General features: G+C 57.2%; 29 protein-coding genes. All 29 read right to left on the bottom strand.

Going from position 1 to position 20,976, the window contains the following annotated elements:
* Nucleotides 1-5 precede the first annotated feature (5 nt).
* The 29 genes from PWP93_RS36695 to PWP93_RS36555 all read right to left on the bottom strand — a co-directional run bounded on the left by PWP93_RS36695 (nucleotide 6) and on the right by PWP93_RS36555 (nucleotide 20,805).
* On the bottom strand, nucleotides 6-332 hold the full coding sequence (locus PWP93_RS36695; RefSeq protein ID WP_421048379.1) for a hypothetical protein: 327 nt from the start codon (nucleotides 330-332) through the stop codon (nucleotides 6-8).
* A 15-nt stretch (nucleotides 333-347) separates the two neighbouring features.
* Entirely contained in the window at nucleotides 348-632 is a 285-nt protein-coding gene (locus PWP93_RS36690) for a hypothetical protein (RefSeq protein WP_421048378.1), read from the bottom strand.
* A 23-nt stretch (nucleotides 633-655) separates the two neighbouring features.
* Nucleotides 656-1,051: a hypothetical protein gene (locus PWP93_RS36685; protein WP_421048377.1), complete on the bottom strand. Its 396-nt coding sequence runs from the start codon at nucleotides 1,049-1,051 to the stop codon at nucleotides 656-658.
* 23 nt (nucleotides 1,052-1,074) lie between these two features.
* Complete coding sequence (locus PWP93_RS36680) at nucleotides 1,075-1,470, bottom strand: hypothetical protein (protein WP_421048376.1); 396 nt, start codon at nucleotides 1,468-1,470, stop codon at nucleotides 1,075-1,077.
* Nucleotides 1,471-1,525: 55 nt separating this feature from the next.
* Nucleotides 1,526-1,807, bottom strand: a complete 282-nt coding sequence (locus tag PWP93_RS36675) for a hypothetical protein (protein ID WP_421048375.1) — start codon at nucleotides 1,805-1,807, stop codon at nucleotides 1,526-1,528.
* A 14-nt stretch (nucleotides 1,808-1,821) separates the two neighbouring features.
* On the bottom strand, nucleotides 1,822-2,181 hold the full coding sequence (locus PWP93_RS36670) for a hypothetical protein (RefSeq protein ID WP_421048374.1): 360 nt from the start codon (nucleotides 2,179-2,181) through the stop codon (nucleotides 1,822-1,824).
* A 70-nt stretch (nucleotides 2,182-2,251) separates the two neighbouring features.
* Nucleotides 2,252-2,509: a hypothetical protein gene (locus PWP93_RS36665; protein WP_421048373.1), complete on the bottom strand. Its 258-nt coding sequence runs from the start codon at nucleotides 2,507-2,509 to the stop codon at nucleotides 2,252-2,254.
* Between the two features lie 38 nt (nucleotides 2,510-2,547).
* Entirely contained in the window at nucleotides 2,548-2,787 is a 240-nt protein-coding gene (locus PWP93_RS36660) for a hypothetical protein (protein ID WP_421048372.1), read from the bottom strand.
* A gap of 255 nt (nucleotides 2,788-3,042) precedes the next feature.
* Nucleotides 3,043-3,291, bottom strand: coding sequence for a hypothetical protein (locus tag PWP93_RS36655; RefSeq protein WP_421048371.1), 249 nt, complete (start codon nucleotides 3,289-3,291; stop codon nucleotides 3,043-3,045).
* 101 nt (nucleotides 3,292-3,392) lie between these two features.
* Nucleotides 3,393-3,596 carry a helix-turn-helix domain-containing protein gene (locus PWP93_RS36650; RefSeq protein ID WP_421048370.1) on the bottom strand — a complete coding sequence of 68 codons (204 nt, stop codon included), beginning with the start codon at nucleotides 3,594-3,596 and terminating at the stop codon, nucleotides 3,393-3,395.
* A 133-nt stretch (nucleotides 3,597-3,729) separates the two neighbouring features.
* A complete protein-coding gene (locus PWP93_RS36645; RefSeq protein WP_421048369.1) occupies nucleotides 3,730-3,957 on the bottom strand; it encodes a DUF3717 domain-containing protein in 228 nt (75 codons plus the stop codon).
* Nucleotides 3,958-4,032: 75 nt separating this feature from the next.
* Nucleotides 4,033-6,027, bottom strand: coding sequence for a hypothetical protein (locus tag PWP93_RS36640; protein WP_421048368.1), 1,995 nt, complete (start codon nucleotides 6,025-6,027; stop codon nucleotides 4,033-4,035).
* A gap of 8 nt (nucleotides 6,028-6,035) precedes the next feature.
* Nucleotides 6,036-6,500: a hypothetical protein gene (locus PWP93_RS36635; protein WP_421048367.1), complete on the bottom strand. Its 465-nt coding sequence runs from the start codon at nucleotides 6,498-6,500 to the stop codon at nucleotides 6,036-6,038.
* 266 nt (nucleotides 6,501-6,766) lie between these two features.
* The gene (locus PWP93_RS36630; RefSeq protein ID WP_421048366.1) at nucleotides 6,767-7,120 is read right to left on the bottom strand and encodes a hypothetical protein; all 354 of its coding nucleotides are present in this window, start codon (nucleotides 7,118-7,120) and stop codon (nucleotides 6,767-6,769) included.
* 156 nt (nucleotides 7,121-7,276) lie between these two features.
* Complete coding sequence (locus PWP93_RS36625) at nucleotides 7,277-7,999, bottom strand: restriction endonuclease (RefSeq protein WP_421048365.1); 723 nt, start codon at nucleotides 7,997-7,999, stop codon at nucleotides 7,277-7,279.
* A complete protein-coding gene (locus PWP93_RS36620) occupies nucleotides 7,992-8,390 on the bottom strand; it encodes a hypothetical protein (protein WP_421048364.1) in 399 nt (132 codons plus the stop codon). Before PWP93_RS36620 ends, PWP93_RS36625 begins: the two co-directional genes overlap by 8 nt.
* 4 nt (nucleotides 8,391-8,394) lie before the next feature.
* Nucleotides 8,395-9,057: a lytic transglycosylase domain-containing protein gene (locus PWP93_RS36615; RefSeq protein ID WP_421048363.1), complete on the bottom strand. Its 663-nt coding sequence runs from the start codon at nucleotides 9,055-9,057 to the stop codon at nucleotides 8,395-8,397.
* Nucleotides 9,058-9,159: 102 nt separating this feature from the next.
* Nucleotides 9,160-11,265 carry a type IV secretory system conjugative DNA transfer family protein gene (locus tag PWP93_RS36610; RefSeq protein WP_421048362.1) on the bottom strand — a complete coding sequence of 702 codons (2,106 nt, stop codon included), beginning with the start codon at nucleotides 11,263-11,265 and terminating at the stop codon, nucleotides 9,160-9,162.
* Between the two features lie 149 nt (nucleotides 11,266-11,414).
* Nucleotides 11,415-11,915 carry a hypothetical protein gene (locus PWP93_RS36605; RefSeq protein WP_421048361.1) on the bottom strand — a complete coding sequence of 167 codons (501 nt, stop codon included), beginning with the start codon at nucleotides 11,913-11,915 and terminating at the stop codon, nucleotides 11,415-11,417.
* Nucleotides 11,916-11,927: 12 nt separating this feature from the next.
* The gene (locus PWP93_RS36600) at nucleotides 11,928-14,396 is read right to left on the bottom strand and encodes a DUF5710 domain-containing protein (protein WP_421048360.1); all 2,469 of its coding nucleotides are present in this window, start codon (nucleotides 14,394-14,396) and stop codon (nucleotides 11,928-11,930) included.
* A 7-nt stretch (nucleotides 14,397-14,403) separates the two neighbouring features.
* On the bottom strand, nucleotides 14,404-14,685 hold the full coding sequence (locus PWP93_RS36595) for a hypothetical protein (protein WP_421048359.1): 282 nt from the start codon (nucleotides 14,683-14,685) through the stop codon (nucleotides 14,404-14,406).
* Between the two features lie 77 nt (nucleotides 14,686-14,762).
* Nucleotides 14,763-16,301, bottom strand: coding sequence for an ankyrin repeat domain-containing protein (locus tag PWP93_RS36590; protein WP_421048358.1), 1,539 nt, complete (start codon nucleotides 16,299-16,301; stop codon nucleotides 14,763-14,765).
* A 56-nt stretch (nucleotides 16,302-16,357) separates the two neighbouring features.
* Complete coding sequence (locus PWP93_RS36585; protein ID WP_421048357.1) at nucleotides 16,358-16,888, bottom strand: KfrB domain-containing protein; 531 nt, start codon at nucleotides 16,886-16,888, stop codon at nucleotides 16,358-16,360.
* Between the two features lie 158 nt (nucleotides 16,889-17,046).
* Nucleotides 17,047-17,295 carry a hypothetical protein gene (locus tag PWP93_RS36580; protein ID WP_421048356.1) on the bottom strand — a complete coding sequence of 83 codons (249 nt, stop codon included), beginning with the start codon at nucleotides 17,293-17,295 and terminating at the stop codon, nucleotides 17,047-17,049.
* Nucleotides 17,296-17,585: 290 nt separating this feature from the next.
* Nucleotides 17,586-18,854 carry a ParB/RepB/Spo0J family partition protein gene (locus PWP93_RS36575; RefSeq protein WP_421048355.1) on the bottom strand — a complete coding sequence of 423 codons (1,269 nt, stop codon included), beginning with the start codon at nucleotides 18,852-18,854 and terminating at the stop codon, nucleotides 17,586-17,588.
* A 35-nt stretch (nucleotides 18,855-18,889) separates the two neighbouring features.
* Nucleotides 18,890-19,645 (bottom strand): ParA family protein, encoded by a 756-nt coding sequence (locus PWP93_RS36570; protein WP_421048354.1) that lies wholly within the window; start codon nucleotides 19,643-19,645, stop codon nucleotides 18,890-18,892.
* 68 nt (nucleotides 19,646-19,713) lie between these two features.
* The gene (locus PWP93_RS36565; RefSeq protein ID WP_421048353.1) at nucleotides 19,714-19,908 is read right to left on the bottom strand and encodes a hypothetical protein; all 195 of its coding nucleotides are present in this window, start codon (nucleotides 19,906-19,908) and stop codon (nucleotides 19,714-19,716) included.
* Nucleotides 19,909-20,062: 154 nt separating this feature from the next.
* Nucleotides 20,063-20,311 carry a helix-turn-helix transcriptional regulator gene (locus PWP93_RS36560; protein ID WP_421048352.1) on the bottom strand — a complete coding sequence of 83 codons (249 nt, stop codon included), beginning with the start codon at nucleotides 20,309-20,311 and terminating at the stop codon, nucleotides 20,063-20,065.
* A gap of 125 nt (nucleotides 20,312-20,436) precedes the next feature.
* Nucleotides 20,437-20,805, bottom strand: a complete 369-nt coding sequence (locus tag PWP93_RS36555; RefSeq protein WP_421048351.1) for a hypothetical protein — start codon at nucleotides 20,803-20,805, stop codon at nucleotides 20,437-20,439.
* Between the last annotated feature and the right edge of the window lie 171 nt (nucleotides 20,806-20,976).

Here is a 20,976-nt window from a genome sequence, read left to right as displayed (position 1 = left end):
CAGTATCAACTGCGATTCTCGTAACGCGCGACCCGTGCGCGTAGCCACTCTACAATCCGGTCGTGCCGCGCAATTGCTTCGGCATAGGTCAGCGAGTCTGCCGTCTTTTCCTTCAGACCTGGCCCCTCAAGCGAATGCAGGAACTTTGGCGGCCCCGGCATCGTCACGTCATCCGTCATCCCGTGCCACAGCGTTGTCACGCGTGCGTTCTCGTTAATGATCGTCTGCTTAAGCGTTCTGTGCTCCCCGCGCCAGCGGCACCACTCATCTAGCGTCACCTCGACCGGTTCATGGTGTTCGTCTAGGACGAAATAGTGAGCATGCCAAGGCATAGCGAGTTTTCCGGATTATTTTGCTTTCGATGCGCTTGCTGGGGATGCTGGCACCGACACTACTTCTGTCTCGCCGGTGCAGGCGTTCACCTTCATAACCGCGCCTGCGACTTCCTTTACGTCCCAACAATGATTCGACGGCTTGGTCAGAAAGTTCGCAAGAAAAGCTGGAGCCATCCCGAAGGCCATAAACGCAAGTATCACAACAAGCATGCCAATGATCTGCCTTTGATCGCTATCCAACAACGACAGCAACGCGCCGACCCAGCCTTTCACTTCGGTTTTCGTTGGTTCAGACATTTGTTTTCCGTTCCGTTCGCTCTTTAGCGATTGTGCAAGCCCCAGACGATTGCCTGGACTGCTAACCCTGTGAGCGCAAGACAACCGACAAAGCCAAGAATGCATAGGCTGCCGTATATGGCCGATTCGCGCGGGGTAAACTTGTCGCCGCTCGGATAACGCTTCGGCGTCGTCCACCACTCGCGGAGTGTCATTGACCGCGCGCCGATGACAGGTTCGGGTTGGGACGACAGATCGCGCGACGTGCGGTAGCAGTTCCAGCTTGCTTGACCGCCGCCGAGCGCGAGGCAAATGCCAACGCCTACCCAAAACGCGGACGGGTGAAGCAGAAGCAGAAAGATGCCGGTGCCCGCCAATATGGCGCAGGTCACTATCCCGATGCCTAGGGAAAATTTGTTGCTGTCTATCTTGTGTTTCATCGCGTTTTCCTCCGCGTTACCCCCTATAGAGAAATGATTTCAACGCCTGCCGAACGCAGTACCTCATCGTCTTCGATCATGAGTTCGCGACCATCGTTCATCGTCACATCGGCCCGCCCATCACCTAACGGCCAAACGGACACAATCGCAGCAAGGCGCAGGTAGTACACGTTCCACGGATTGCCCGTGATCGGTTGGAACTTTTTGACGCGGACAAACGGTCCGAATGCTCGCAGAATGGTTTCGAGCGGTGCCGTTGTTGCGATGCTCCGGAATGATGAGTCCGGTGATTTTGGCTTGACAGCCAAGTAGATCAGGCTCACATCTTGATCATCCGGTTTCGCAACCAGCGAAACATGCTGCGCGTTGATGAAGGCAGTTCCCGTACCAGAAGTCGTAGGAATCTTGACGAAATTCATAGTATTGTCTTGTGCTCCAGTTGGTCTGTGACAGACTTGTCCAATTTTCCGATTTCTAAATGGTCACTTGGAGCGCTTGCTTGATAGCCTCGTAGCTCTCCAGCACGAAAATTGTGCGCCGTGCGTGCACCACGCCACCGCCATCTTCATCTTCGTTCACGTAGTCGTTCGACTGTTCGAGGCTGATCTTGGCCTTCGGCTCACCCGCATACTTCGCCGCAGAAACATCGACAACACATGTGACCTGATCCGGCCGTATCAAAGCCTTCCGAGCGTTGGCTAATGTGTCGTCTGAGTCAGAAACAATTGTCACTTCGAAGAACTTGGTAATAGCCATATTCTGTTTTCCGATCAGACCGGGTTGCCTTGTGCATCGCATCGGAACGTGCGATGACTGGATTGAATCGACGGTATCGGACGACCTTCTACCAGCATCGAGGACGACTTAATGGGGCTGAAGGAATCGCTCTGGCACCAGTCTTTGACTCGAATAACATACTCTCCACCGACCGGAGCTTTGGCGCGAACTTCGTGACAGTCGCCTTGCTTCGGATGATCTGCGTCCGCAGCAATGGTGCAATCGCCGTCTTTGTCGAGTGACGCGGTGTACGTGACGTATTGGCGCGTGTCTTTGACAACTACTGCTTCACTCGCTATTGCCGCGTGCCCCAAACTCGCCAACGCGAGCAAAGCAGTCACTTTTTTCATCATTTTTCGTTTCTCCGATTTTCCTGTGTGGCCCGCGCATCGAGCGCGAGCGTTTTCCTGTGTATCCGTTTTCCTACCCGATCAAACGCTGAATGTCGGCTTCTTCCTCATGCAACAGGTCAGCAGCGTTCGGCGGAATCTGGACACTCCAAACCAGCCCGCTTTCGCCCTCCTGCCGGTAGTAGCGAACCCGCCCGACACCCGGCAGAGCAAAGGGCAGCGGCGTCGCCATTTCGTCGCCATCCGTCTCAAACGTACCCAGCGCATGAGCCACTTGCCCGCCTTTCCACGGGCCATCGACAATCGGCAGAAGCCCAGTGGTTTTGTTCATGGTTATCGTCATCGTCCCGTTTTCCGTTGTCGGACGGTTTACCAGAAAAGTTGCTTTGCTTCGAACATCGAACCAGGCCAACGCTTGCGCAGTCCATTGAGTACCGCATCTTTGTCATCGTTGTCGAAAAGCTCAGCGTTGTGCTGGCTGTTTGAGAAGCCAAACTCTGTCTCACCGTCGCCCTCTTCTGGACGGAGGATCGAGCTTAGGTACTGATACGCGGGCTTCGGACCCGCTTCGTTAAAGACCTGGCGAATGACCCAACCGAATGACTCCATGCTCGACCTCTTATCCTAGTTTCCCGTTCCGTCTAGCTCGACATGACGCCAAGGATCTTGACGTCTGCCAAGCGCACTCGCAGTCGACGGGCTACCGCCCTCTGCGCCCGCGTCGTCAAGTCGTATCCCTTGCCCGCATCAGCAACGCGAGCAACGAACTCGACGTGGCCCGTTACAGCCTTGCCGTGTTGCACTGCCTCATAGCTGGCTGATACTGCGATTCGTTCCATGTCGGTTTTCCGTCGTGTCAGGGGCTCAAGCCCGCGAGGCACGACCAAGCGCTGTCGCAGCCGCCGCGCGCAAATCGTTGGAGTACGAATCACTCTGCACTACTTTAATCAGAGCCTCGCGCGCCTCGATGCCACCCGCATAGCCAAGTCCTTCCGCCGCTCCCATTCGCACCGACAACGCGTATTCGTTACTCTTCATCACTACGATCAGGGTGTTGATCGCTAGCCTTTCATTTGCCATTTTGTTCCCCGTTGTTTGTTCGTGTGGTGTCACTGATTTACGCCGTTACGGCGGGCTTGTCCCTGTCCGTGTTATCGGCACACGTGCGCCGACCATGAGGGAATCATACCTCCCCGCAATTACAAATGAAACACCTATGTTGCATTTGATTTGATCGTAAGCACTAGGCCGCGATATGCATCGGCCTCCTTCACAGGCACTTTCTGCCCGGTTTTTTCGTAGCGGCCGATTTGTTGGCGCGTCAGCCCCCAACGCTCTGCAAGCTGCGTTTGGGTCAATCCGGCCTTCTTGCGCAGAGCCTGCGCGTCTTCGCCGTAAAGCACGTCGGTATCCCTCATGGATGTTTATCAAATGGAACATGAATGTTCCATAATCATACCTCGCATTCGGGCCTCATAGCACGTCGCAGAACATCTGCCTGAGCCTCCTATCGGACACACCTCGATTCCTCGAAAAAGCGCGTGCGACCGTTCACGACGCCCGCCCTGTATGATCCGAAGGGAGTGCGACGGCCAGCGCGTCCAGTTGCTCCGCAGTGAGCATGGCCGCGTCGATGGTGTCACGGTGTTCTATGATCGCCAGCGCGTATGGCTCGGCAAGCAGCCGTGCCGGCTTGCAAAGCAGCGCGTCGCTGTCGGATGCGGTGCGTGCCCGCCAGATATTGATAGCGGTTTCAAGCTGTTCGATGGTGTACGTCATGAATTCCTCCAAAAGCAACAAGCACTCTTTCACTGGTGAAAATCGATGCGACGCTGACAGCCGTCAGTTCGACGGTCAGCGGGCGAGCTTCGCACCGCTTGACGCGGATCGAACCGCCTCCTGCAATTTGCCGTCCCGCCGTTGAAGCTGGATTAGCTTACCCGGCTCAAGCTTGACCGTAGACTCCAGGTCGGAAACCTTTATCGGCATCCCTTCTCTCCGTCCTACGTCTATCACCGCGATATTTGCCGAATCGTCGATGTGTACAACCCTTCCTGCTATCAGAGCGCCGTATTCCTGGCTGGACGCTCTTAGGGTTTGTTCGGTGCGCTGGAGGTCCAGCGTGATTCCATTCTTTTCGACGGCAGAGACGATTGCTCTGGCAATAGCTGGCGTTTCAACGTTGTCTCTGTGATTGTTGAGCGCCCTTTCGAGACCCAAGGTGGAGACGTCGCGAAAAAGGCTTGCTGCCTCGCGCCCTTTCGCAATCGACGCATCGATGTTTTCAAGCGTCAATTGTGCTTCGCGGACTAAAGAAGTCCAGTTTTCGGCAGTGATGCGACCAGCAGGCGGTTTAAGGTGCGGTTGGCAAAAGTCAAAATTTCCGGCTTTGAACATCTCACGAAGCCCGGCTTCTCGACGCACGACATCAACGTCAAGCCCCTCCGCAATCTTGACGGCCTCCGTCCAATCAGTCTTGGCCTTATTCCATTCGCCGGAAGCCCTCTCGAGATTCATTTGCACGCCTGAATGATGTTCTTCGAGCGCTGCCATCGTTGCGAGCGCGCCAGATCGTTCACCGCCAAATCGATACCGGAGCTTCGAAAATATGTTTCCTGAGTCGTTGCGAAGATGCGAGGTACGAGCGTCCTCTAAACTTTGTGCCGCGTTTGCAAGGGCCGTAGTATAGGTGTCGAAGTCCGCTGACAGTTGTTCCTTCAATGCGAGCTTTTGCCGAACGACGTCAAGTTGCCTATCTCGCGTCCTGACGGCATCCAGGCTACCTTGCAAAAAATTCAGGCCGTCAACCACTCGGGGCCGTTGAGCAAGACGAAAGGCGGCGAATTCCACGTTCTCTGCCGCTTCTTGCACGATCGGGAGTAGTTTTAGCTTCGCGTGATTGTGTTGGATCGAAAATCCACTGTTAGTGAGTTGCGAAAGCTTCACACCTCTCTGCGTTTCGCGTCTCCAGGCGATTGCTTCACTTAGCGTTTCGTGGCGCGCGTTGGCGACGGAAATACGGAGATTGGACAACGTGGATTGAACTTGTGCCGCCGTCTCGCGCACCATTGCGGTCGTGCCCGGAGCAACCAGTTCAACCGAATCGCTCATGTTATCGCTCAGGCTTTGAAGATTAGAGATAATGCGCGATGGCGTGTGCTCGTCTACCGCCGACTTTCGCGCCTTAACGACGTCGATCAGCACGTCTGCGAGTGGTCCGCGATCTTCATGCGCGATCAGGCGGCTTGTTGTGTCGCTGAATTGAACTACCCACTGCCTGGTCGGAAGTTGTTCCGTAGGAACAGCCAGCTCGAACATGTACCTTCGCTGGAATGACAGAAGGTCTGCCCGCGCGGCGTCCCTGTCTTCCGCTGTGCTGGCTGACATATATGCTTCAGCTAAAGGCAAAAGCCGGGATTCGGCTTCGACCACCGTGAGCGCAGTGTTGGACCCGTCCGCAACGCTATACGCCTCCAGTCCGAAGTTGCTGAAAAACAAGGCGTTGTCTGGCAGTGAATATTCGGCAACGACTCCCAGACCGTGGGTCTCTCTGGAAGCCAGGCCAATATTCATGTTGGCGGTTTCTGCGTATCCTCTTGCGGTCGAAAAGGACGGTGTTGCGTGCTTGTAGGATTCTGAAAATGTGCCGACGTCCACATCGGGGTCTTTCGACCCGCGATAGACCTTCATGCCTGTAAGAAGTGGTCTACCGGCCTTCAGGTTTTCAACGACTAGTTCAGTCAGTTGTTCATCCGCAGGAGCGTCGCCCGATTTCACGACTTTAATTGATCCGCTGAGCACCCCATCATTGATCCGTTGATGCAGCTTTTCTGAGCTACCAGTTTCCATGTTGACCTCTAGCTGCTCTTGGCTGCGATAGGAGCAAGCGCGACTTCAAGCGCTGCAATGACTTCACGGAATGTCTTTCCGACAACGGCGCCACGCAAGTTCTCAAGATCGCTCTGCTGTAGTTCCGCCGTGTCGAGAAGGATCGAGGTTTCGCCTTGCGCACCGCAGGCAACAACACGATGACGAGATGCGCTGCACTCACGCAGGGCAACACCCGCGATTTCCCAATCCGTATCGATCGGAAGACGGTGCATCACCTCACTTTCCAACGCCCGCAACGGCGTCGATAGAAATGCGTCGAGCGCCTTTTGCGCTGGCCCTTCATAAAGCGTGAAGAAGGCATGCCCTCGATATACCCAACATAGCGCTTGCGGCATTCCAGGCGCTCGCCCCAGAACGACTTCGGGATACTCGGTCTCTGTGAACGCGCTAAAGGCGATCTTGTTCGCTGCGTAAAGAAGGATTGATTGCATGGGTGTTTGGCAAGGATGGGTTAGGAAAACTGGAGGCAACATCAATGAGCCAGACGGCTTGTGAACGCGAGCGCGGCAACCTCTATCGGTAACAACTCCGGCACGTATTCGCCATGCAACACCATGCACGCGATCCGCGCAAGCTCCCGTTTCACGACCGCAGTTGATAACCCGAGACGTGCCGCAATCTGTTCTGCGGTCATTCCACGGTCTGCCAACTCCACGATTGATAGCTGCTTTGGCGTGGGAGCGTGCATGGTTGCTGCCTATTTAATGCGGGTGAAGTCCAGACTTCCGCCCAACGTCTGAACCGTAAGAGTGTCGTTCTTCGCGTCGTGACCGAAATTGGCGGTTCCCATGCCGGTAGACGCCTGCAACACGCCATCCTTGTAGATGGCTGGGAGTTTCCTCTCACTCGGCTTGCCGTCGAAGAAGCTCGGCGCAAAATCGTGAATCATGAAGCCGTCGCCGTTGCGCTCGATCACGATGTGTTCCGTCTTGCGTGCGGGGCTCTGCCACGTACCGATAAAGACGTCATCTGCCGGTTTCGAGCACGCGGCCAACAGAAAGGCGGCGGAGATGGCCAGCATCGTTGCTATGGTCTTGCTTTGAGTTTTCATATCGTATTTCAAGTTAGTTGTGCAGCATGGTTGAGACAGAGATACTTTGTATCTACTCCCGAAAATCCTCACCTATCTTCACTCCCCAGTCCTTGCTTGCTGGGTCTTCGTATTCCGTTGCGGTAGAAGGGTCTGGCTGACCGTTAGTTGCCCCGTCTAAAGGGTAGGCCGCGTCACGCGACAGTCCGGGAACCGCGTGCATCCAAGAAACGGATCACCCCCCCCCTTGCTTTGCCTGACTTTCATTGGCGCACCACACAGGCATGTCATGGAGTCCCGTTGCGTTGACCGTACCGAGCGAACGAGCGCAACCAGGGCTTCACCGTCGACCAGCTCAATCGCCTTGTCAGTCGAGAACGCCCGAGCCTCTTTCGTGAACCCGCTTGCACAAACGATCTTGACCGCGTCAGCGCCGTGATGCACCATGAGGCCGAACATCTCGCGCACGATTGGTGCGCCGACGCTGCTGTTCCAGCGCTTGCACTGCACAAGGGTTTTCTTGCCCTTGCTGGACAGGACAAGATCGACTCCGCCGTCAGCACCGCCCTGACCGACTTCCTCAACGGCGTATCCCAAGCGGCGATACGCTTCCGAAACGATCAACTCGAAGTCCTGCCATGAGAGCTTTTTGATGGACGCCAGATCCTGATGCCCGTCGAGCAGACGCCCCCTGCGTGACGCAAACACCGCAGACTGCATCGCGACCACGAAGGACGCCAGCAGGACGACTACCGCGAGCGCAAGCAACGGCCAGTGGAACTCTGGCGAGCGTCGAGCCATCCCCGCGAGGATCGCTGCAACGATAAGACCCGACCCAGCGCTGACGCTCCACGGAAGCGGACGCCGATTCTTTGCAGCGCGAAGTTTTCTGTTACGCATGGTTTTCGTTCTCGATGGTGTCTGCGCGTTCGTCTACTGACGGCTCTACCCGATCCTGAAGCGGAGGGAGAACCACGAAATGCTTGGCTTTGAACGTGATGTGGCCGTTGCAGTCAATCCACGGGCGGGCCGTTACACGGACCATTGCGCGTTCACCGCGTAGCGGCAGCGCGGCGAAATCACCCACTACCCATTGACGTTCGAAGACCAGACGGACTCGCGCATCGAAGGCGAACAGCATGCCTTCGACGCTGTTGACGTCGGCGGTCTGCGTCTGAAACGTCGCGATCACGTTGTCCGCGAAGGGCAGCGACGCCCCATACTTTCGCAATACACCGTACAAGGCCGATTCGCGGCGCTTCCGCGCTGGTTGCATGTTCTGATTGTCCATAGCCCTACTCGCTACTGGTGTTCGCGCTCGTATCCGGCGAGTCCGAAAGCGGCGACTCCGCACCCATCCGGAGCATTGCGGCGCGTGATAAACCGCCATTTGCAGCGCTACCACCCGAGACCGCGCGACCATAACGGACCTTGACCGGTACAGCACCATCGACTCTTGGCGGTGCCGTTGTTAGCGCTGGCACCAGCCCCGCAGCGGCGTAGACCTGGCCGACGTACCCGTTCGACACGCCACGCTCGAAACTCCCGGAGTTGTACGCAGAGATGGCGGCCTCCAGCGCGTGCTGCCCCTCCCCGTATTGCCTGGCGGCTTTCTGATAAAAACCGGTGAGAATCTTTGCGCCGGTCGCGAGGTTGGTACACGGGTCGAGCACCTGCTCGATGGTCAGCCCGTAACGATCAAGATTGCGGTCATTGACCTGGGCAAGACCAAGGCTCACGGTATGACCGTCTGCGATGAGATTGCGCGCAAGCTGCGCGGCCTCATCGAGCGAAGCCGGAAAGTACGAATGGACCATATTCTTGCGCACGGAATACGGGACGTCGAGCGGCCCCGCGTCAGCCAGCGCATAGGCTTTTCCGCTTGATTCCACTTTCACGATTGCCGACATGGTTGACCAGTGGACATTCGGCGCACACTGCGCGAGCAGCGACAGCATCTTGTCGTCTGCGTGCGCCGAGACAGACACCGCCGCGCAGGCTGCGAGAATCATGGTGCGGACAAGTGCCCGAGCAATCGAAAGATCGGTTGTTGGCATAGGTCAGAAGGCGGAGACTGAAATGACTTCGGGCACTGCGAAATCCGACGCCAGCAGGCGGGCTACGATCTGCCTGTCCTCGTCACTCAGTGCAGGACCAGTATCCGAATTTCCCACAGGCACTGAATCGACAGGCGCGCTGAATCGCGGCCGGTCGCTTTTTGCCGGCGCGGGCATCCTGGACCACTGTGCGAACTGCGGTATCTCGTCGTATTTGACCTTGCGTCCGTAGATCGGCTGGTTATTGACGATGAATACCACCATGTCCTCAAACGAGAGCGTCGAGAACTCCTGCGCCGTCATCAGCGGACGTGAAGTCTTGCCGCGCGAAACCGACACACTCCCGCCACCCAGTCCCATCCGGTTATATGAGACGTTTTCGTTGTTTTCTGTGACCGTCGTAGTGCCAGCCATTTTTTCCAGACGTTCGGCTGTCTTGTCATCGCCCGGTGCATACGCAATGCGAATGTGACAACCGGCGATGATCGACTGGTTCTCTCCATAGATATCGACAAGCTGTACCAAGTCCTGACAGATCAGCATCAGTTTGATGCCATAGCCAGCCACGTATCCGAGACCGTGCTGAATAATCTCGATTTTTCGAAGCGCCGGAAATTCGTCAATCAGCATCAGGAGACGATGCTTGTAATTCCCGGCCATACGACCGTCAACCGCTTTCATCTGCTCGGTGTTGCGCTGGACTATGAGCATGAAGAAAAGGCGCGAAAGCGGCTGCAAACGCGCCATGTCTTCTTCGGTCGGAATGTAGTAGACCGTCATCGGCTTATCGAGCGTCATCAGGTCACGGACAAGGAAGTCACTTCGACTGGTGTTCTTCGCGATGATCGGATCGAGGAACAGCGTCAGACACCGTTTCGCAGTCGATAGCACCGAACCGCGTTCCTCATCGGGCGTGTTGAGCATCGCACGCGCAGCGTTGGCCACAACAGGATGCGTTTTTGTGGGGTTGCCCGAGGTATCCGTCCAGCCCATGATTCCGTCAGGATCGTGGACCGCCTGTAGCATGCGATTCCACATCTGAATGTCGGACTCGAATGACGGATCACCCAGGTACAGAGCCATGCCCGTCAATGACTTGTCGCGCTCGGCATACACGCTGTGCAATGCGAGCGCAGTCAACAGTTCCCACGCGCGGGCAATCCAGTGGTCCTCCATCCCCTTCGATTCAGGGTCCACGATTGCCGCCATGATGTTCTGTGCGTCCGCGACGTCGCGCAGCGTGAACTTGCGGATCTCGTCAAGCACGTTCCAGCAGGCCGTGCTGTCGTCCAGACACGTTGGCTGAAACTTCGCAATGATCTGTCCAGCGGCTCGCCGCATGCCCGAAGTAAGGGCGTAGTTCTCGCCCTTCTGGTCATTGACTACGGCACTGAACCTCCACGCGAACAGCGTCGGAATGATGATGCCGCGCCCTTTGCCTGATCGCGTCGGTGCAAACACGACCGTATGCGTGGGGCCATTGTCCCGCAGATATTCAATCGCGCGGATCACGGATGGATTGATATCCCACAGCGGTCTACCTTCGCTGTCCCGAGCCTGCTGACCGTTTTCCGCCATGCGAGGCAAATAGCGGTCAGCGTAGACGGGATTCGTGGGCGTAATCGTGTCTCCATTGTCGTCCAGCATCACCGAACCGACGAACGTGCCCGAGACTTCGCGCGTCTCGGAACCAAGCAGACCCGTTGCGTCAACTTCTTCGACCAGCGCCCAATGTGCCGACCCGTGAAGCTCCGCCATGCCCTCATTCGGCTTGAACAGCACGTAAATACAAAGGATCGCAGACAGGATTGACAGGGCAGCTCCGCCGACCGCAATGGCGAGCATTGCGTTCAACCATTCGCGGACAGCCTCGACGTCGCTAAACGACCACCCCCACACAATCCATTTGTGCGGCAAATAGAGATACCAGGTGCTTGCGCGGTAGACCGGTTCCCCCAGGTACGGCGAATACGATACCTTCGCGGCGAAATACTGGGTCGCAACCTCCGAGGCAATCAGCAGTCCTAGCAGCATCACGAAGATGCCGATCAGCGTGTTTTGCAGCGGCGTCCGACCGGACCCATAGGTTTGAAGTTTGGCTTTAGCCATAGTTTTGGATGCGTAAGCAGACTAATAACTCACGTGGAAATTGCAGCGAGAATAACATAAATATTGCAGTATTAGACGCGAAAAAGGCCCGACGAGATGTGCCGGGCCTTGTCAACATGCCATTTTCACCAGTGGAAACGCTGTACCTTCTATCGCCGCTTTCCGCGCTCAGGCGCAGCAGCAGAAGGCGCAGCCGGTGACGGACGAGTCGCGCCCGCCTCCCCATACGACCGCACTTTCCCGGCGCGGATGGTATCGGCCAGTGCGGTAGCGGCCTGCGCGGAGACGGGCGCATGAATCGCCGCTTCTACCCAGGCCGGCAGCCCCGGTGTCGTCGCAACGAGCTCGCCTCGCAACCACTGCCGAGCCGCGGCCTTCACGTCACGCTCCGCACGATCACCCCCAACTGAACGGAACACATCGTCCACCTCATCAACCGCGACGCCCCCTTGAATTTCGTATTTCTCAGCGCTGCCGTCCACGGAGAAGCCTGCGCGACCGTTGATCACCGCCTGGTCTGCGACGAAACGCAGGCTTGTGCGATCGTTCAGCGGCGCGCGCCCCGCTACAAAGACTTCGACCGTCGACGCGTCGAGCACGTCCTGTACATGCGCGATCACAGCCGGGTTGTTCATGGATCGTTGATTCATTGGCTTGTCCTGTTATCGTGAAAGAGATGCGCGCCGCTGCGTGACAGGCGCAATCGTGGGCGTCGCACCATTCATCGTCAACGCAATCCCCACGGCGCTCGCAATAGCGCGCGAAACCGCTTCGCGCCCACCCAGCGCTGCAAGGTCATTGAAGTCTGTCGGCCGCTTTGGCAACTGATCGACCGTGAACGTTGGCACCGCGATATGCGCGTCGCAAAGCGCCGCAGCCTTTTCCGCAGCAGCAAGGCCAGCGTTGTACATCGTGAGCTTCACCATCTTTCCGTCGCCGTCCACAATGTCCGCACTGACAAGAGTGACCATCGGCGTTTCGAGCGCTGCGCCATCGCGATCTACCGTTACCGTCTCCGTGCGTAACCGGTACTTGCCTTCACGGGTTTGATGCCACTCGTTGTCATCTGTGACGCCCCGCAAAGGCACATCGCGTGATCTGCCGTGACCATCTTCCAGAACGGCGATGCTCGGGCGCTTCTGGTCATGAATCGCGTGTTCCGGAGCCAGTAGCTCCGAGACCCGTGCAATCAGTTTGTCAGCGAAATACTGATCGTTATCGGCGCATATCACCTTCGGCTGATTCTTCGGAAGATGCTCGGAAACAGCCTTAACAACGTCTGGGAGGTTCCCGGAATCGAACCCGATAACGACAGGAATGCCCGTCGCCTCAAAGACACTTGCGCCAGTCGCGTAACCCTCTGCGAAAGCCACTATCGGCGCGTTCGCTAGCCCCGCGACGCTTTCAGCACCAACGATGTGAAACGCGCCTTTCTTCCTGGCGTTTTTCGTGAACAGCTTCGCACCATTCGGATTGCTGTGAATTGCCTGCAACGTCCAGATTTTCCCGTCCACGTCGCGCCCCGGCACCACAAGCCATGAACCCGCGCCGCGCGAAAAATCTTCCAGGTTTAATACTTTCCCCATGTCCACGTCAGCCGCGTCAACGACCTTCACGCCGTGGCCCAGCACGCCCTTGCGCGTGAGGTACGGATGATTCGCCTGGCCGTCCGTAAAACTCGCGAAGTGACGCTCGCACGCATCGGAGAGTGTCATGTATGCCTGCTGGGCTTCGCGCTCGCGAAGGGCCGTTACCTCCCGAGACTGCGCATCGCGCGCGGCTCTTTGCTCGGGTGTCAGACGGCCACCGCCGTACTGCCACTTGGTGCTCTCGCCTGTCTTGAAATTCTTCACCGCGCCGTTAGGCGTACCCGTCATATCGAGGACGTAGGAGCCGTTCTTTTCGTAGCCCTTTGACGTATCGGTCGGCACGTAGTGCCACTTCCCATCATCAATCACCGGCTTGTCTGTCGCAAGCCCATATGAACGCATGACGGTTTCGAACTCTGCAATCACGTCGGACGCATTGATTCCCGCAGAGGCGAGTGTGGCGTCAGTCACCAGCCATCGAGAAAACTTCGAAGCGTCCTGTTCAGGCCCGATCCACCACACCTTCTGTTCTTTATCGAACTCCGCGCCGAGACGACCTGCTTCGAATCTCTCGTGGTAAGGCACCGCGAGATACGTTCGTGGCCCAGCCGCAGATGCGCCGCCAGACACGTCACTACGCTTTTCAGTTCGAGCATCCGATGATATGGAACGCAACGGCGTTTTTTCTTGAATCGCCGCGCTCGCAGCCGGTCTCGAAGCCTCCTGCGATTGCCGTGCCACCAAAGCAAAGACACGGTTCGTGATCCCTTGCGCATCATGCGCCGCAGATGCAAATTCGGCGCGGTCGCTCTGCAACAGCTTGATCCAGTCCGCAACAATGTCACGATTCGAACCCGGCTCATGACCAATTCCGAGACGCACGCCAATGAACAGGCTCGCAAGCTCCGCCCGCAACTGGGTCTGCAAAGGGGCGAGAGCGCCGCTTGCGCCCCTGGCTGGATCGCTCGCATACGCGTGCGCCAGCTCGCGCATGGCGAGCGCATAAAAACGCCCCTCATCAGCGAACGAAGACTTTGACGGCATATGGATCGCACCGTCCGCAAGCGAAAAGAACACGCGATCAACCTGATCGTGCGAAAGCGTCACGCCCGAGCGCTCGAGGATCGTCGCGGCAAGGGTCGCGCCGCGTGCCTCGCCCGCGCGCCTCTCCAGCGACGGCACATTCGAAAACTCTGACACGTGATGAACCGTGTAGACCCGGCCGCTTTCGCCGCCGGTCGCATCCGTTCGCGGTACGAAATGCAGATCAACACCGGACGACAGCGCACCCACAGCGTTCCACCCCTGCACCTGTGCCTGCCGCACCGTAACGAATCGTGGATCGTCCAGTCCGTTTGTCAGCATGTACGTTTGCAGAAGAAGCGCATTCAGCCCCGTGTACGGCGCTCCTGACGATGGATTGAACGGCTGCGCTCCCTGTAGTTGCGCCGCGCTCCACGACCGCACCCACGGAGCCTGCCGACGCGCCATCAGGCCAGCCATGCGCCCGTTCACGCGAGTGAGATATTCGTCTGGCGTCATACGTGCCTCATTGCTCCACGCTCACGACGAGGCTATGGCTTCGCGTAACACCGCCGAGCGTCAAGGACACCGCCGCGAGTTCGCTTTGACCGGCAAGCAGCACAGCCACTTCCGGAGCCAGCTTCGGCAGCGTCAAATCCAGCGGCGCACCATTCTTGACCGCAGATAGCCGACGATTTTGCATCGACAGCACAAGCGTGTCCGCTTCAAAAACCGGACAATCAAATGGAAATGCCAGAAAGATGCCGCGCGTCGATTTGAACAGTTCGAACGAGACCTGTTGACCCATGATTCATCGCACCACTGAAGAATATCGAAACCATGAATAGCGAAAGGCCCGACGCATCGAGCCTCTCGCATCCGCTGCTACCGGCTCATCGACCTGGACTGGTCGCGCGCCTGAGTTTGCACGGGCTTACCGCCCTGGAACCTGACCTTGAGCAACTCGTTTGGCTTGACGCTCACGCCATCGAGCCGATCCTTTTCGATGGCCGTCGCAGTGCCCTCCCTGCCGTCGACGCTGACGATGAAATGATGGTCAGTCTCACCGAGAACCGTGCCCGCATAATTGCCGTTCTCGTAGTTCGGCGCGACGAAGCCTTTGCCCTCAGACACAACAAGCTCCTTCGCTGCCTCAAGCGACGCCGACACACCCGGTGCGATCTGGTCAGCGGTCGAGCGCTCCAGCATCTGAGCCAGTGTGTCCAGGTCCTTCGACGTCGGTTCATAGCCGACCACTTCCATTCCCTCGCGCTGGCCGTGAAACCACGCTTCGCGCCGGAAACGCTGACTACCCTCTACCTCAATGGCGGACCAGCCTTTCGACTTCGCGAGTTCCAGGCCAGCCATGAACGTGTCCATCTGCTTGTCTGTGAGAACAATCTCGTTGTTCTCATCGCGCAGCGAAATCGCCTTTTCACCGGGACGACGATAGTTGCCGTTTTCGTCACCGATGAAGCGACCTCCGAGCAGGGTCTTTGCGGCTGGCTTTTGCTGCTCAGGCGTCTGTTGCTCGCCGGCCGGTCGAATCCTGAGCGGTGTCGAATTGTCGTCCGTGCTGGCCGCTGCCGTCGCTTCCAGCGTCTTCAACTGCGGATTCACTTGCCGGATGACGTTGCGGGTTTCTTCTTCGACAAGCTCGCCGGGTGTTGTGATCGGACGAGCGGGCTTGTCTTCGACCGGCTCCGCGTCGCCGCGCGACGCGGCGAGATACGCGCTTTTCGCAGAGTAGTCAGCTTCGGGGGCCGCTGCCGCCTGAACCTGCTGGCGAGCATCAGCTTCGCGGATAACAGACTGCGGTTCGGAATCCGAAACGGGAGCCGCTGCGACCGAAGCGACGGTTGGACTAACGGGCTTCGAGAAGTGCTCGATCAGGTCTTGCGCAGACTGCCCGTTACGCATGCGCGCGTCGATATTCGCGCCGGCACCCAGAAGCTTGTCCACGATTTCGGGATTCATCGAACCAGAATGAAGCGGTGTTCTGCCATCAGCGTCGCGCGCGTTCGGATCAGCACCGGCTGAAAGCAGGAGGTCTACCATTGCCGCATCGCCGCTTCGGGCCGCTGTGTGCAGCGCCGTCGTCCCTTTCGCAAGCTCGATGCCTTCTTTTTTCCAGCCTACGTTGACGTCTGCTCCTGCATCTATGAGCAGCTTCGCAGTGGATGCATTGAGCGCCATATGAATGGGGGCCAACGTGCCGTCATGCATGTTCACGTTGCCGCCCCGGCGAATCAGCTCCGCGAGCAGAGCATCCTTGCCCGTGCGTGCCGCCAGTGCGAGTGCGGTTGCGCCACCGCCAAGCCGTTCCCGCAAGTCGGGATCGAAATTGTGTTCGTTGAGAAGATCAATTGCGCGTTGCTCGCTGCCGCTTTCAATCGCCTCGAAATAATTTTCCCGGAGTCCCATATCGCCTCAAATGTAAAAGATTTATTTCATTCTACGATACAACAAGCGCGCTGGGATCAGCGCGAGATACCACCCCGCGATTGCGTTCGCGTCTGTTCTGACACCAGTGCTGGCCGGAACGGTTCGCGCGGATAACGAATAGCCAGTTCAGCGCCCAGATTCGGGACACGTTCCAGCTTTGCAAGTTCATGGATTACGAGTTGACCACGGCCAACGTTCTGCACCAGATGCATCTCGGTCTGCGCTACTGACGTGCCGACGTATTCCATACCAGGTTCGGCAGCGCTAAGGACGGTCGCCTCCGCACCCATCCGTTCGCGGGCAGTCTGCACCGCGAGCGTGTAACTCGCGCTCAACGATTTTTCGACCGCATCGACACTGCTGGTCATGATCTTATTTGCGCGCCACTCCCGCTCCGCTTCCACGATCTTTTTCGTGGTGCGGGAAACGTGCGCGGGCAACGCTCCGGTCTTTGCCGCTGCTTCGCCAGGTCGAATGCCATCGACAAGCACCATGCGCGCTGCTTCGATTGAGGACGGTGCGAAACGCTTGCCGCCTACCACGGCCTCAAATGTCTTGGCGTCCATTAGCGCTGCCACGATTCCCCCTTTGATAACCGGCCAATTTTAACAGGTATTGGTGTTAACAAAAGTGTTAAATGTGGCTGCGGCGGATCGTTTTCACCAGTGAAAATCCCGGCACGCGGGCCGGGATGGATTTTTTCTTTGAAAGCCAAACGAAACGCCTACATCTCGGACAGTGCCTTTGCGGCCTCGCTCCGTACGTGTTCCAGCCAGGGAAGAACTACGGCAATCGTGAATGAAGCAGCCTGCATGGAAGGAGGAACGTCGGCGGTTTCAAGTCCTACAGCCGCAAGGTCAGTCTGGGAGAAGGCCGTCTTTGCCTGCGCCATCTGCGGCCCTACTGCAACCACACTCGTAATTGCCGCAACCTTCACAACCGATGCTTTCACAACTTGAACCGCACTCATCATGGCCTCTCTCTCGATACCCGTAATGCAACAGAGTATCGTCTCGCATTAACACTACGTCAACACATTTTTAACATCGTTTTAACACGCGCCGTTGGCTCTTGCGCCTTCCGCCGTTTCTGCGCCCCATGAGAAGTTATCGGCACCTCTCGTTACATACTTAAACACAAGTCACAATTAGAAACAGTATACCTGTTGCACAAGTGATAGTGCCAAATGTGCATAAATTGTGGTTGATTTTCACATAAAAAAAAGGCGGGCATCTAGCCCGCCACGCCATCAACCCCGCCGTCTTACTTCGCGGCGATAACCAGATCTTGCGCTACCTTCGTCAGCGTGAGCGTCAGCATTGCTGTCGGCAGCTCGGCTGCGTTCTCACCCAGCGCAGTCAGCACAGCGCGGAGCAACGACTCATCGGCGCGAAACTCAACCGCCAAACTGCGCATCCGCGCGCCCAGTTCCTCAGATTGCAAGGCATGCTGTACGGCAAGCAACTGATCCAGGGATACACGGCCCGAAACGGTCGACGTCGCCGCGGAGTGCATGCGGTGCATGTTGCCGATGCGCTCGTGCCCGCTCAGATCGCTGTTCGGATCGTCGTTCATGTAACTGAGCGGCGACTCAAAACCATTGGCCCCGGCCGGAGTCTGCCGCAGCGACGCAAGCTCGCTTGCGTCCGGGCGATACCCATCATCGTCGTCTGCCGATGCGGCATCACCAAGCAAGGCAGTCAGGGCGGGAGACGGTGCGCTGGCCGCTGCCGGCGAGCCTTTACCCTCTGCTTTCCGGGAGCGTCCAGAAGTGCCCGTGTCAACTTCGGGAGCCGCAGCGCGCTCCGCCGCTTCCTGAGCCGCTGCCTCCTTCATGCGCTTGAACCGGGCTTCAAGTGGCTTCACGTCGTCCGAATCCAGCGGCGTGCCCCGCGCTTTGGCGATTTCGAGTGCTTCATCTTGCAGTTCTTCCGGCAATCGCGTCAGCGCATAAAGAACCCAAGCCTTCGCGACGTAACCCGGCTGGACCCATTTTGCCTGCATGATTGGATCTGCGAACGCCAGATAGCGCGTTACCCACGACGCGGGCTTGTTGAACATCTTGGCAAGGTTCTGCTTGGAGACTTCCCCGGTCTGCACGATCTTGTGGATGAACTGCGCCAGATCATTTTCTTCGAGGTTCGACCGCTGAACGTTCTCTGAAAGCTGGTAAAGGTCCAGATTCACGCCGTCCAGATCATTGCGAATCTTCGCCTCAATGGCGTCGCGGTTGAGAAGCTGGAACGCGCGGGTCCGACGCTCCCCACTCACAACCTCATATTCCCCCTCACCGACTTCGCGAACTGTGATCGGGTGCATGAGGCCGCGTTCTGCAATGTCGTCCGCAAGCTGCTGTAGTTCTTCCTGCACCTTTGGAGCTACCTGCCCGTCAATGGCGTGGAAATCCTTGCGCGGCTGATTCGGGTTGAAACGAATCTTGGACAGCGGAATCATCGGGTACGCGCCTGCGGAAACTTCCGGCTCGGTCCTGTTCACCGTGCCCTTCATGCGTTCGAGCATGCTCTTTTTCATTACATTGTCCTTTTCAGTATTCGGTAAGCGAGGCGTTAGGCGAGTACCTTTTTGCAGAAGTCGAGCCATTCCGCGCGCAGCGCGCCTGGCGATCCACGGTACTGCCAGACAGCCTGCGGCATGTCGTTGTCACGCGAGTCAGCGACGGGAACTCGATCACCGAGTTCGGCAATCAATTCTTTGCGATATTCGTCACGCACGAAGGTAATCGCCTCTTTGTGCGATTTGGACGACTTCTTGATCTTGTTGAGGACGGTTACCCACTTGACGCCCTTGTTGACGTTCGCCGCAATTTTGAGTGCGGCGACAGTATCAGCCGCGCCGATCAGCGAATCAGAATCGGGAATCATCGGAATCACGACCTTGCTGGCCCAGTAGAGCGGTGCCATGTGGCGCAGACCAATTGCGGGCGGCGTATCAACAATAATGACGTCATACGGCAACTTGCGAAGACGGTCCCGTAGCTCCGTTGTCAACACGACGCGATCATTGATTTCATCATCGTGGTCGATTCGGTCGATCTGCGCGTGTCCGTGAAACAGATCGATGCCATGAGTAGTCTTGTGCGGTTCAGGAAATGCGCCCGTGCCAAATAGCTCGTCTGCGCCATTCGTGTAGCAGTGCTTGATACTTTCGTCGCCCATCAGAGACATGCTGACGTTGGCCTGTCCATCGAGGTCAATGACCGCTGTGCGCAGCTTGAGCACGTCGGCAGCAGCCTTTGCGAGATTGAATGAGAGCGTGGTTTTTCCAACGCCGCCCTTCTGCGTTACGACCGGAATAATCTTCAATTTTTTGTCCTCTGCGTCGTTACGGGATGGTCAGGAAGTACCGCCCAGTACGGTCCTGCCCGGTATGATTACTTGGTTTCCGGCTTGCCCAGTTCTGCCACTGCTGCCGGATGCTGCGCGAGCCAATCACGCATCACGTCCTGTGCAGTACGGGCACCGCCTTGTGCAAGGCTTTCTTCCGCAGCGAGTTTCACAAACACGCGCTTTAACTTCGGGTCCATCCGGACCGTTACCCCTTCGGTCGCTTTTTGTTTGGGTGCCATGCGGCCCTCCGTTGACGTCATGCCATCATGATATCATGCCATCAAGCTCACAACAATAAATGTTGCACACAAATTTTCACTGGTGAAAAGCGGTGGGAGGCGGGTGCAAGTCGTCGTCGGGGGCCACGCCGCCTGGAATTGGGCGAGCGAGGTATCAGAGGTTCGCTCGTTGCAGGAGGTCCGATGGGAGGCAATTTAGCGCCAACGCAATGCGTAGCACGTTGAGGATCGTCACATTCCTCTCCCCGCGCTCTATCCTGCCCATATGGCTTCGATCAACGCCCGCGAGGTGAGCCAATGTCTCCTGCGAAATTTCTTTTTCTTTTCTTACCGCCCTGATTGCGGCGCCAAGGCGGCTCAGGTCTGCTGCGAAGTCTGCGGTGGTGGAAGATACCCTTTGCATACGGGCATCCTCGCTTCATCATGCATTTATAGCCACGGCTTTTATGACCCAGTAACAAGGTGCCACACTGCCGGCACGACTAGATGCATGCGCGTCTTGCCGGATGCGAACAACCTAGGCGCGGGTCATTTCGGCGGATATATGTAGGCGACCCACCAATAGATCGCTGTGTAGACAAACGAGGACGCGGATACGTCCAGCTCGCTGGAAAGCCGCATGATTTGCTCTTTCATTGCAGGCGATACCTGGACATTGAAGGTCTTCCAGCCCGTTTGGGAGATCGCCTCGCCGCTTGTCGTCTGGGCGGCGCGCGGCTTTCTCCAGTTCAAAGGCGGAGTTTTCGCCCACGGCTCACTTGCAATGAACTTCTTCAACAAGTCATCATGCATCTGAAGGAGCGTCCCATACTTGAGCATGGCGAGCGACTTCAAATACGTAATGATCTGTGCTGGGCACCGCGTCTGAACGAAGTCAGATTTTTCTGTCTGGGTCATATTTGTAGGGGCGGCGAATGCGAATACAAACCGTTTCGGGGTTCGAACCCATATAGTCAAAAGCGAGCAAGTTATGCGTAATGAATGAGTATACCCACACAGTTACACCACCACATAGTGTGACGTGTGGGTATGGCCCTTACAAGCTTTAACTTCAAGAACCCGGAGTCT

The organism is Paraburkholderia sp. A1RI-2L (assembly GCF_048957375.1).
In the GTDB taxonomy this organism is placed as follows: domain Bacteria; phylum Pseudomonadota; class Gammaproteobacteria; order Burkholderiales; family Burkholderiaceae; genus Paraburkholderia.
The sequence above is the reverse complement of the archived record's forward strand: the minus strand, read 5'-3'. Positions and strand labels throughout refer to the sequence as shown.

What these genes read in the sequence shown, in the direction of transcription:
- PWP93_RS36610 (WP_421048362.1), bottom strand. Translation starts at nt 11,265, where the DNA reads ATGGCTAAAGCCAAACTTCAAACCTATGGGTCCGGTCGGACGCCGCTG.
- PWP93_RS36590 (WP_421048358.1), bottom strand. Translation starts at nt 16,301, where the DNA reads ATGGGACTCCGGGAAAATTATTTCGAGGCGATTGAAAGCGGCAGCGAG.
- PWP93_RS36695 (WP_421048379.1), bottom strand. Translation starts at nt 332, where the DNA reads ATGCCTTGGCATGCTCACTATTTCGTCCTAGACGAACACCATGAACCG.
- PWP93_RS36690 (WP_421048378.1), bottom strand. Translation starts at nt 632, where the DNA reads ATGTCTGAACCAACGAAAACCGAAGTGAAAGGCTGGGTCGGCGCGTTG.
- PWP93_RS36580 (WP_421048356.1), bottom strand. Translation starts at nt 17,295, where the DNA reads ATGATGAGTGCGGTTCAAGTTGTGAAAGCATCGGTTGTGAAGGTTGCG.
- PWP93_RS36635 (WP_421048367.1), bottom strand. Translation starts at nt 6,500, where the DNA reads ATGCAATCAATCCTTCTTTACGCAGCGAACAAGATCGCCTTTAGCGCG.
- PWP93_RS36650 (WP_421048370.1), bottom strand. Translation starts at nt 3,596, where the DNA reads ATGAGGGATACCGACGTGCTTTACGGCGAAGACGCGCAGGCTCTGCGC.
- PWP93_RS36615 (WP_421048363.1), bottom strand. Translation starts at nt 9,057, where the DNA reads ATGCTGTCGCTGCTCGCGCAGTGTGCGCCGAATGTCCACTGGTCAACC.
- PWP93_RS36675 (WP_421048375.1), bottom strand. Translation starts at nt 1,807, where the DNA reads ATGGCTATTACCAAGTTCTTCGAAGTGACAATTGTTTCTGACTCAGAC.
- PWP93_RS36665 (WP_421048373.1), bottom strand. Translation starts at nt 2,509, where the DNA reads ATGAACAAAACCACTGGGCTTCTGCCGATTGTCGATGGCCCGTGGAAA.
- PWP93_RS36660 (WP_421048372.1), bottom strand. Translation starts at nt 2,787, where the DNA reads ATGGAGTCATTCGGTTGGGTCATTCGCCAGGTCTTTAACGAAGCGGGT.
- PWP93_RS36685 (WP_421048377.1), bottom strand. Translation starts at nt 1,051, where the DNA reads ATGAAACACAAGATAGACAGCAACAAATTTTCCCTAGGCATCGGGATA.
- PWP93_RS36625 (WP_421048365.1), bottom strand. Translation starts at nt 7,999, where the DNA reads ATGCGTAACAGAAAACTTCGCGCTGCAAAGAATCGGCGTCCGCTTCCG.
- PWP93_RS36645 (WP_421048369.1), bottom strand. Translation starts at nt 3,957, where the DNA reads ATGACGTACACCATCGAACAGCTTGAAACCGCTATCAATATCTGGCGG.
- PWP93_RS36600 (WP_421048360.1), bottom strand. Translation starts at nt 14,396, where the DNA reads ATGACGCCAGACGAATATCTCACTCGCGTGAACGGGCGCATGGCTGGC.
- PWP93_RS36555 (WP_421048351.1), bottom strand. Translation starts at nt 20,805, where the DNA reads ATGACCCAGACAGAAAAATCTGACTTCGTTCAGACGCGGTGCCCAGCA.
- PWP93_RS36670 (WP_421048374.1), bottom strand. Translation starts at nt 2,181, where the DNA reads ATGATGAAAAAAGTGACTGCTTTGCTCGCGTTGGCGAGTTTGGGGCAC.
- PWP93_RS36565 (WP_421048353.1), bottom strand. Translation starts at nt 19,908, where the DNA reads ATGGCACCCAAACAAAAAGCGACCGAAGGGGTAACGGTCCGGATGGAC.
- PWP93_RS36605 (WP_421048361.1), bottom strand. Translation starts at nt 11,915, where the DNA reads ATGAATCAACGATCCATGAACAACCCGGCTGTGATCGCGCATGTACAG.
- PWP93_RS36595 (WP_421048359.1), bottom strand. Translation starts at nt 14,685, where the DNA reads ATGGGTCAACAGGTCTCGTTCGAACTGTTCAAATCGACGCGCGGCATC.
- PWP93_RS36620 (WP_421048364.1), bottom strand. Translation starts at nt 8,390, where the DNA reads ATGGACAATCAGAACATGCAACCAGCGCGGAAGCGCCGCGAATCGGCC.
- PWP93_RS36640 (WP_421048368.1), bottom strand. Translation starts at nt 6,027, where the DNA reads ATGGAAACTGGTAGCTCAGAAAAGCTGCATCAACGGATCAATGATGGG.
- PWP93_RS36630 (WP_421048366.1), bottom strand. Translation starts at nt 7,120, where the DNA reads ATGAAAACTCAAAGCAAGACCATAGCAACGATGCTGGCCATCTCCGCC.
- PWP93_RS36560 (WP_421048352.1), bottom strand. Translation starts at nt 20,311, where the DNA reads ATGCAAAGGGTATCTTCCACCACCGCAGACTTCGCAGCAGACCTGAGC.
- PWP93_RS36585 (WP_421048357.1), bottom strand. Translation starts at nt 16,888, where the DNA reads ATGGACGCCAAGACATTTGAGGCCGTGGTAGGCGGCAAGCGTTTCGCA.
- PWP93_RS36680 (WP_421048376.1), bottom strand. Translation starts at nt 1,470, where the DNA reads ATGAATTTCGTCAAGATTCCTACGACTTCTGGTACGGGAACTGCCTTC.
- PWP93_RS36575 (WP_421048355.1), bottom strand. Translation starts at nt 18,854, where the DNA reads ATGAAAAAGAGCATGCTCGAACGCATGAAGGGCACGGTGAACAGGACC.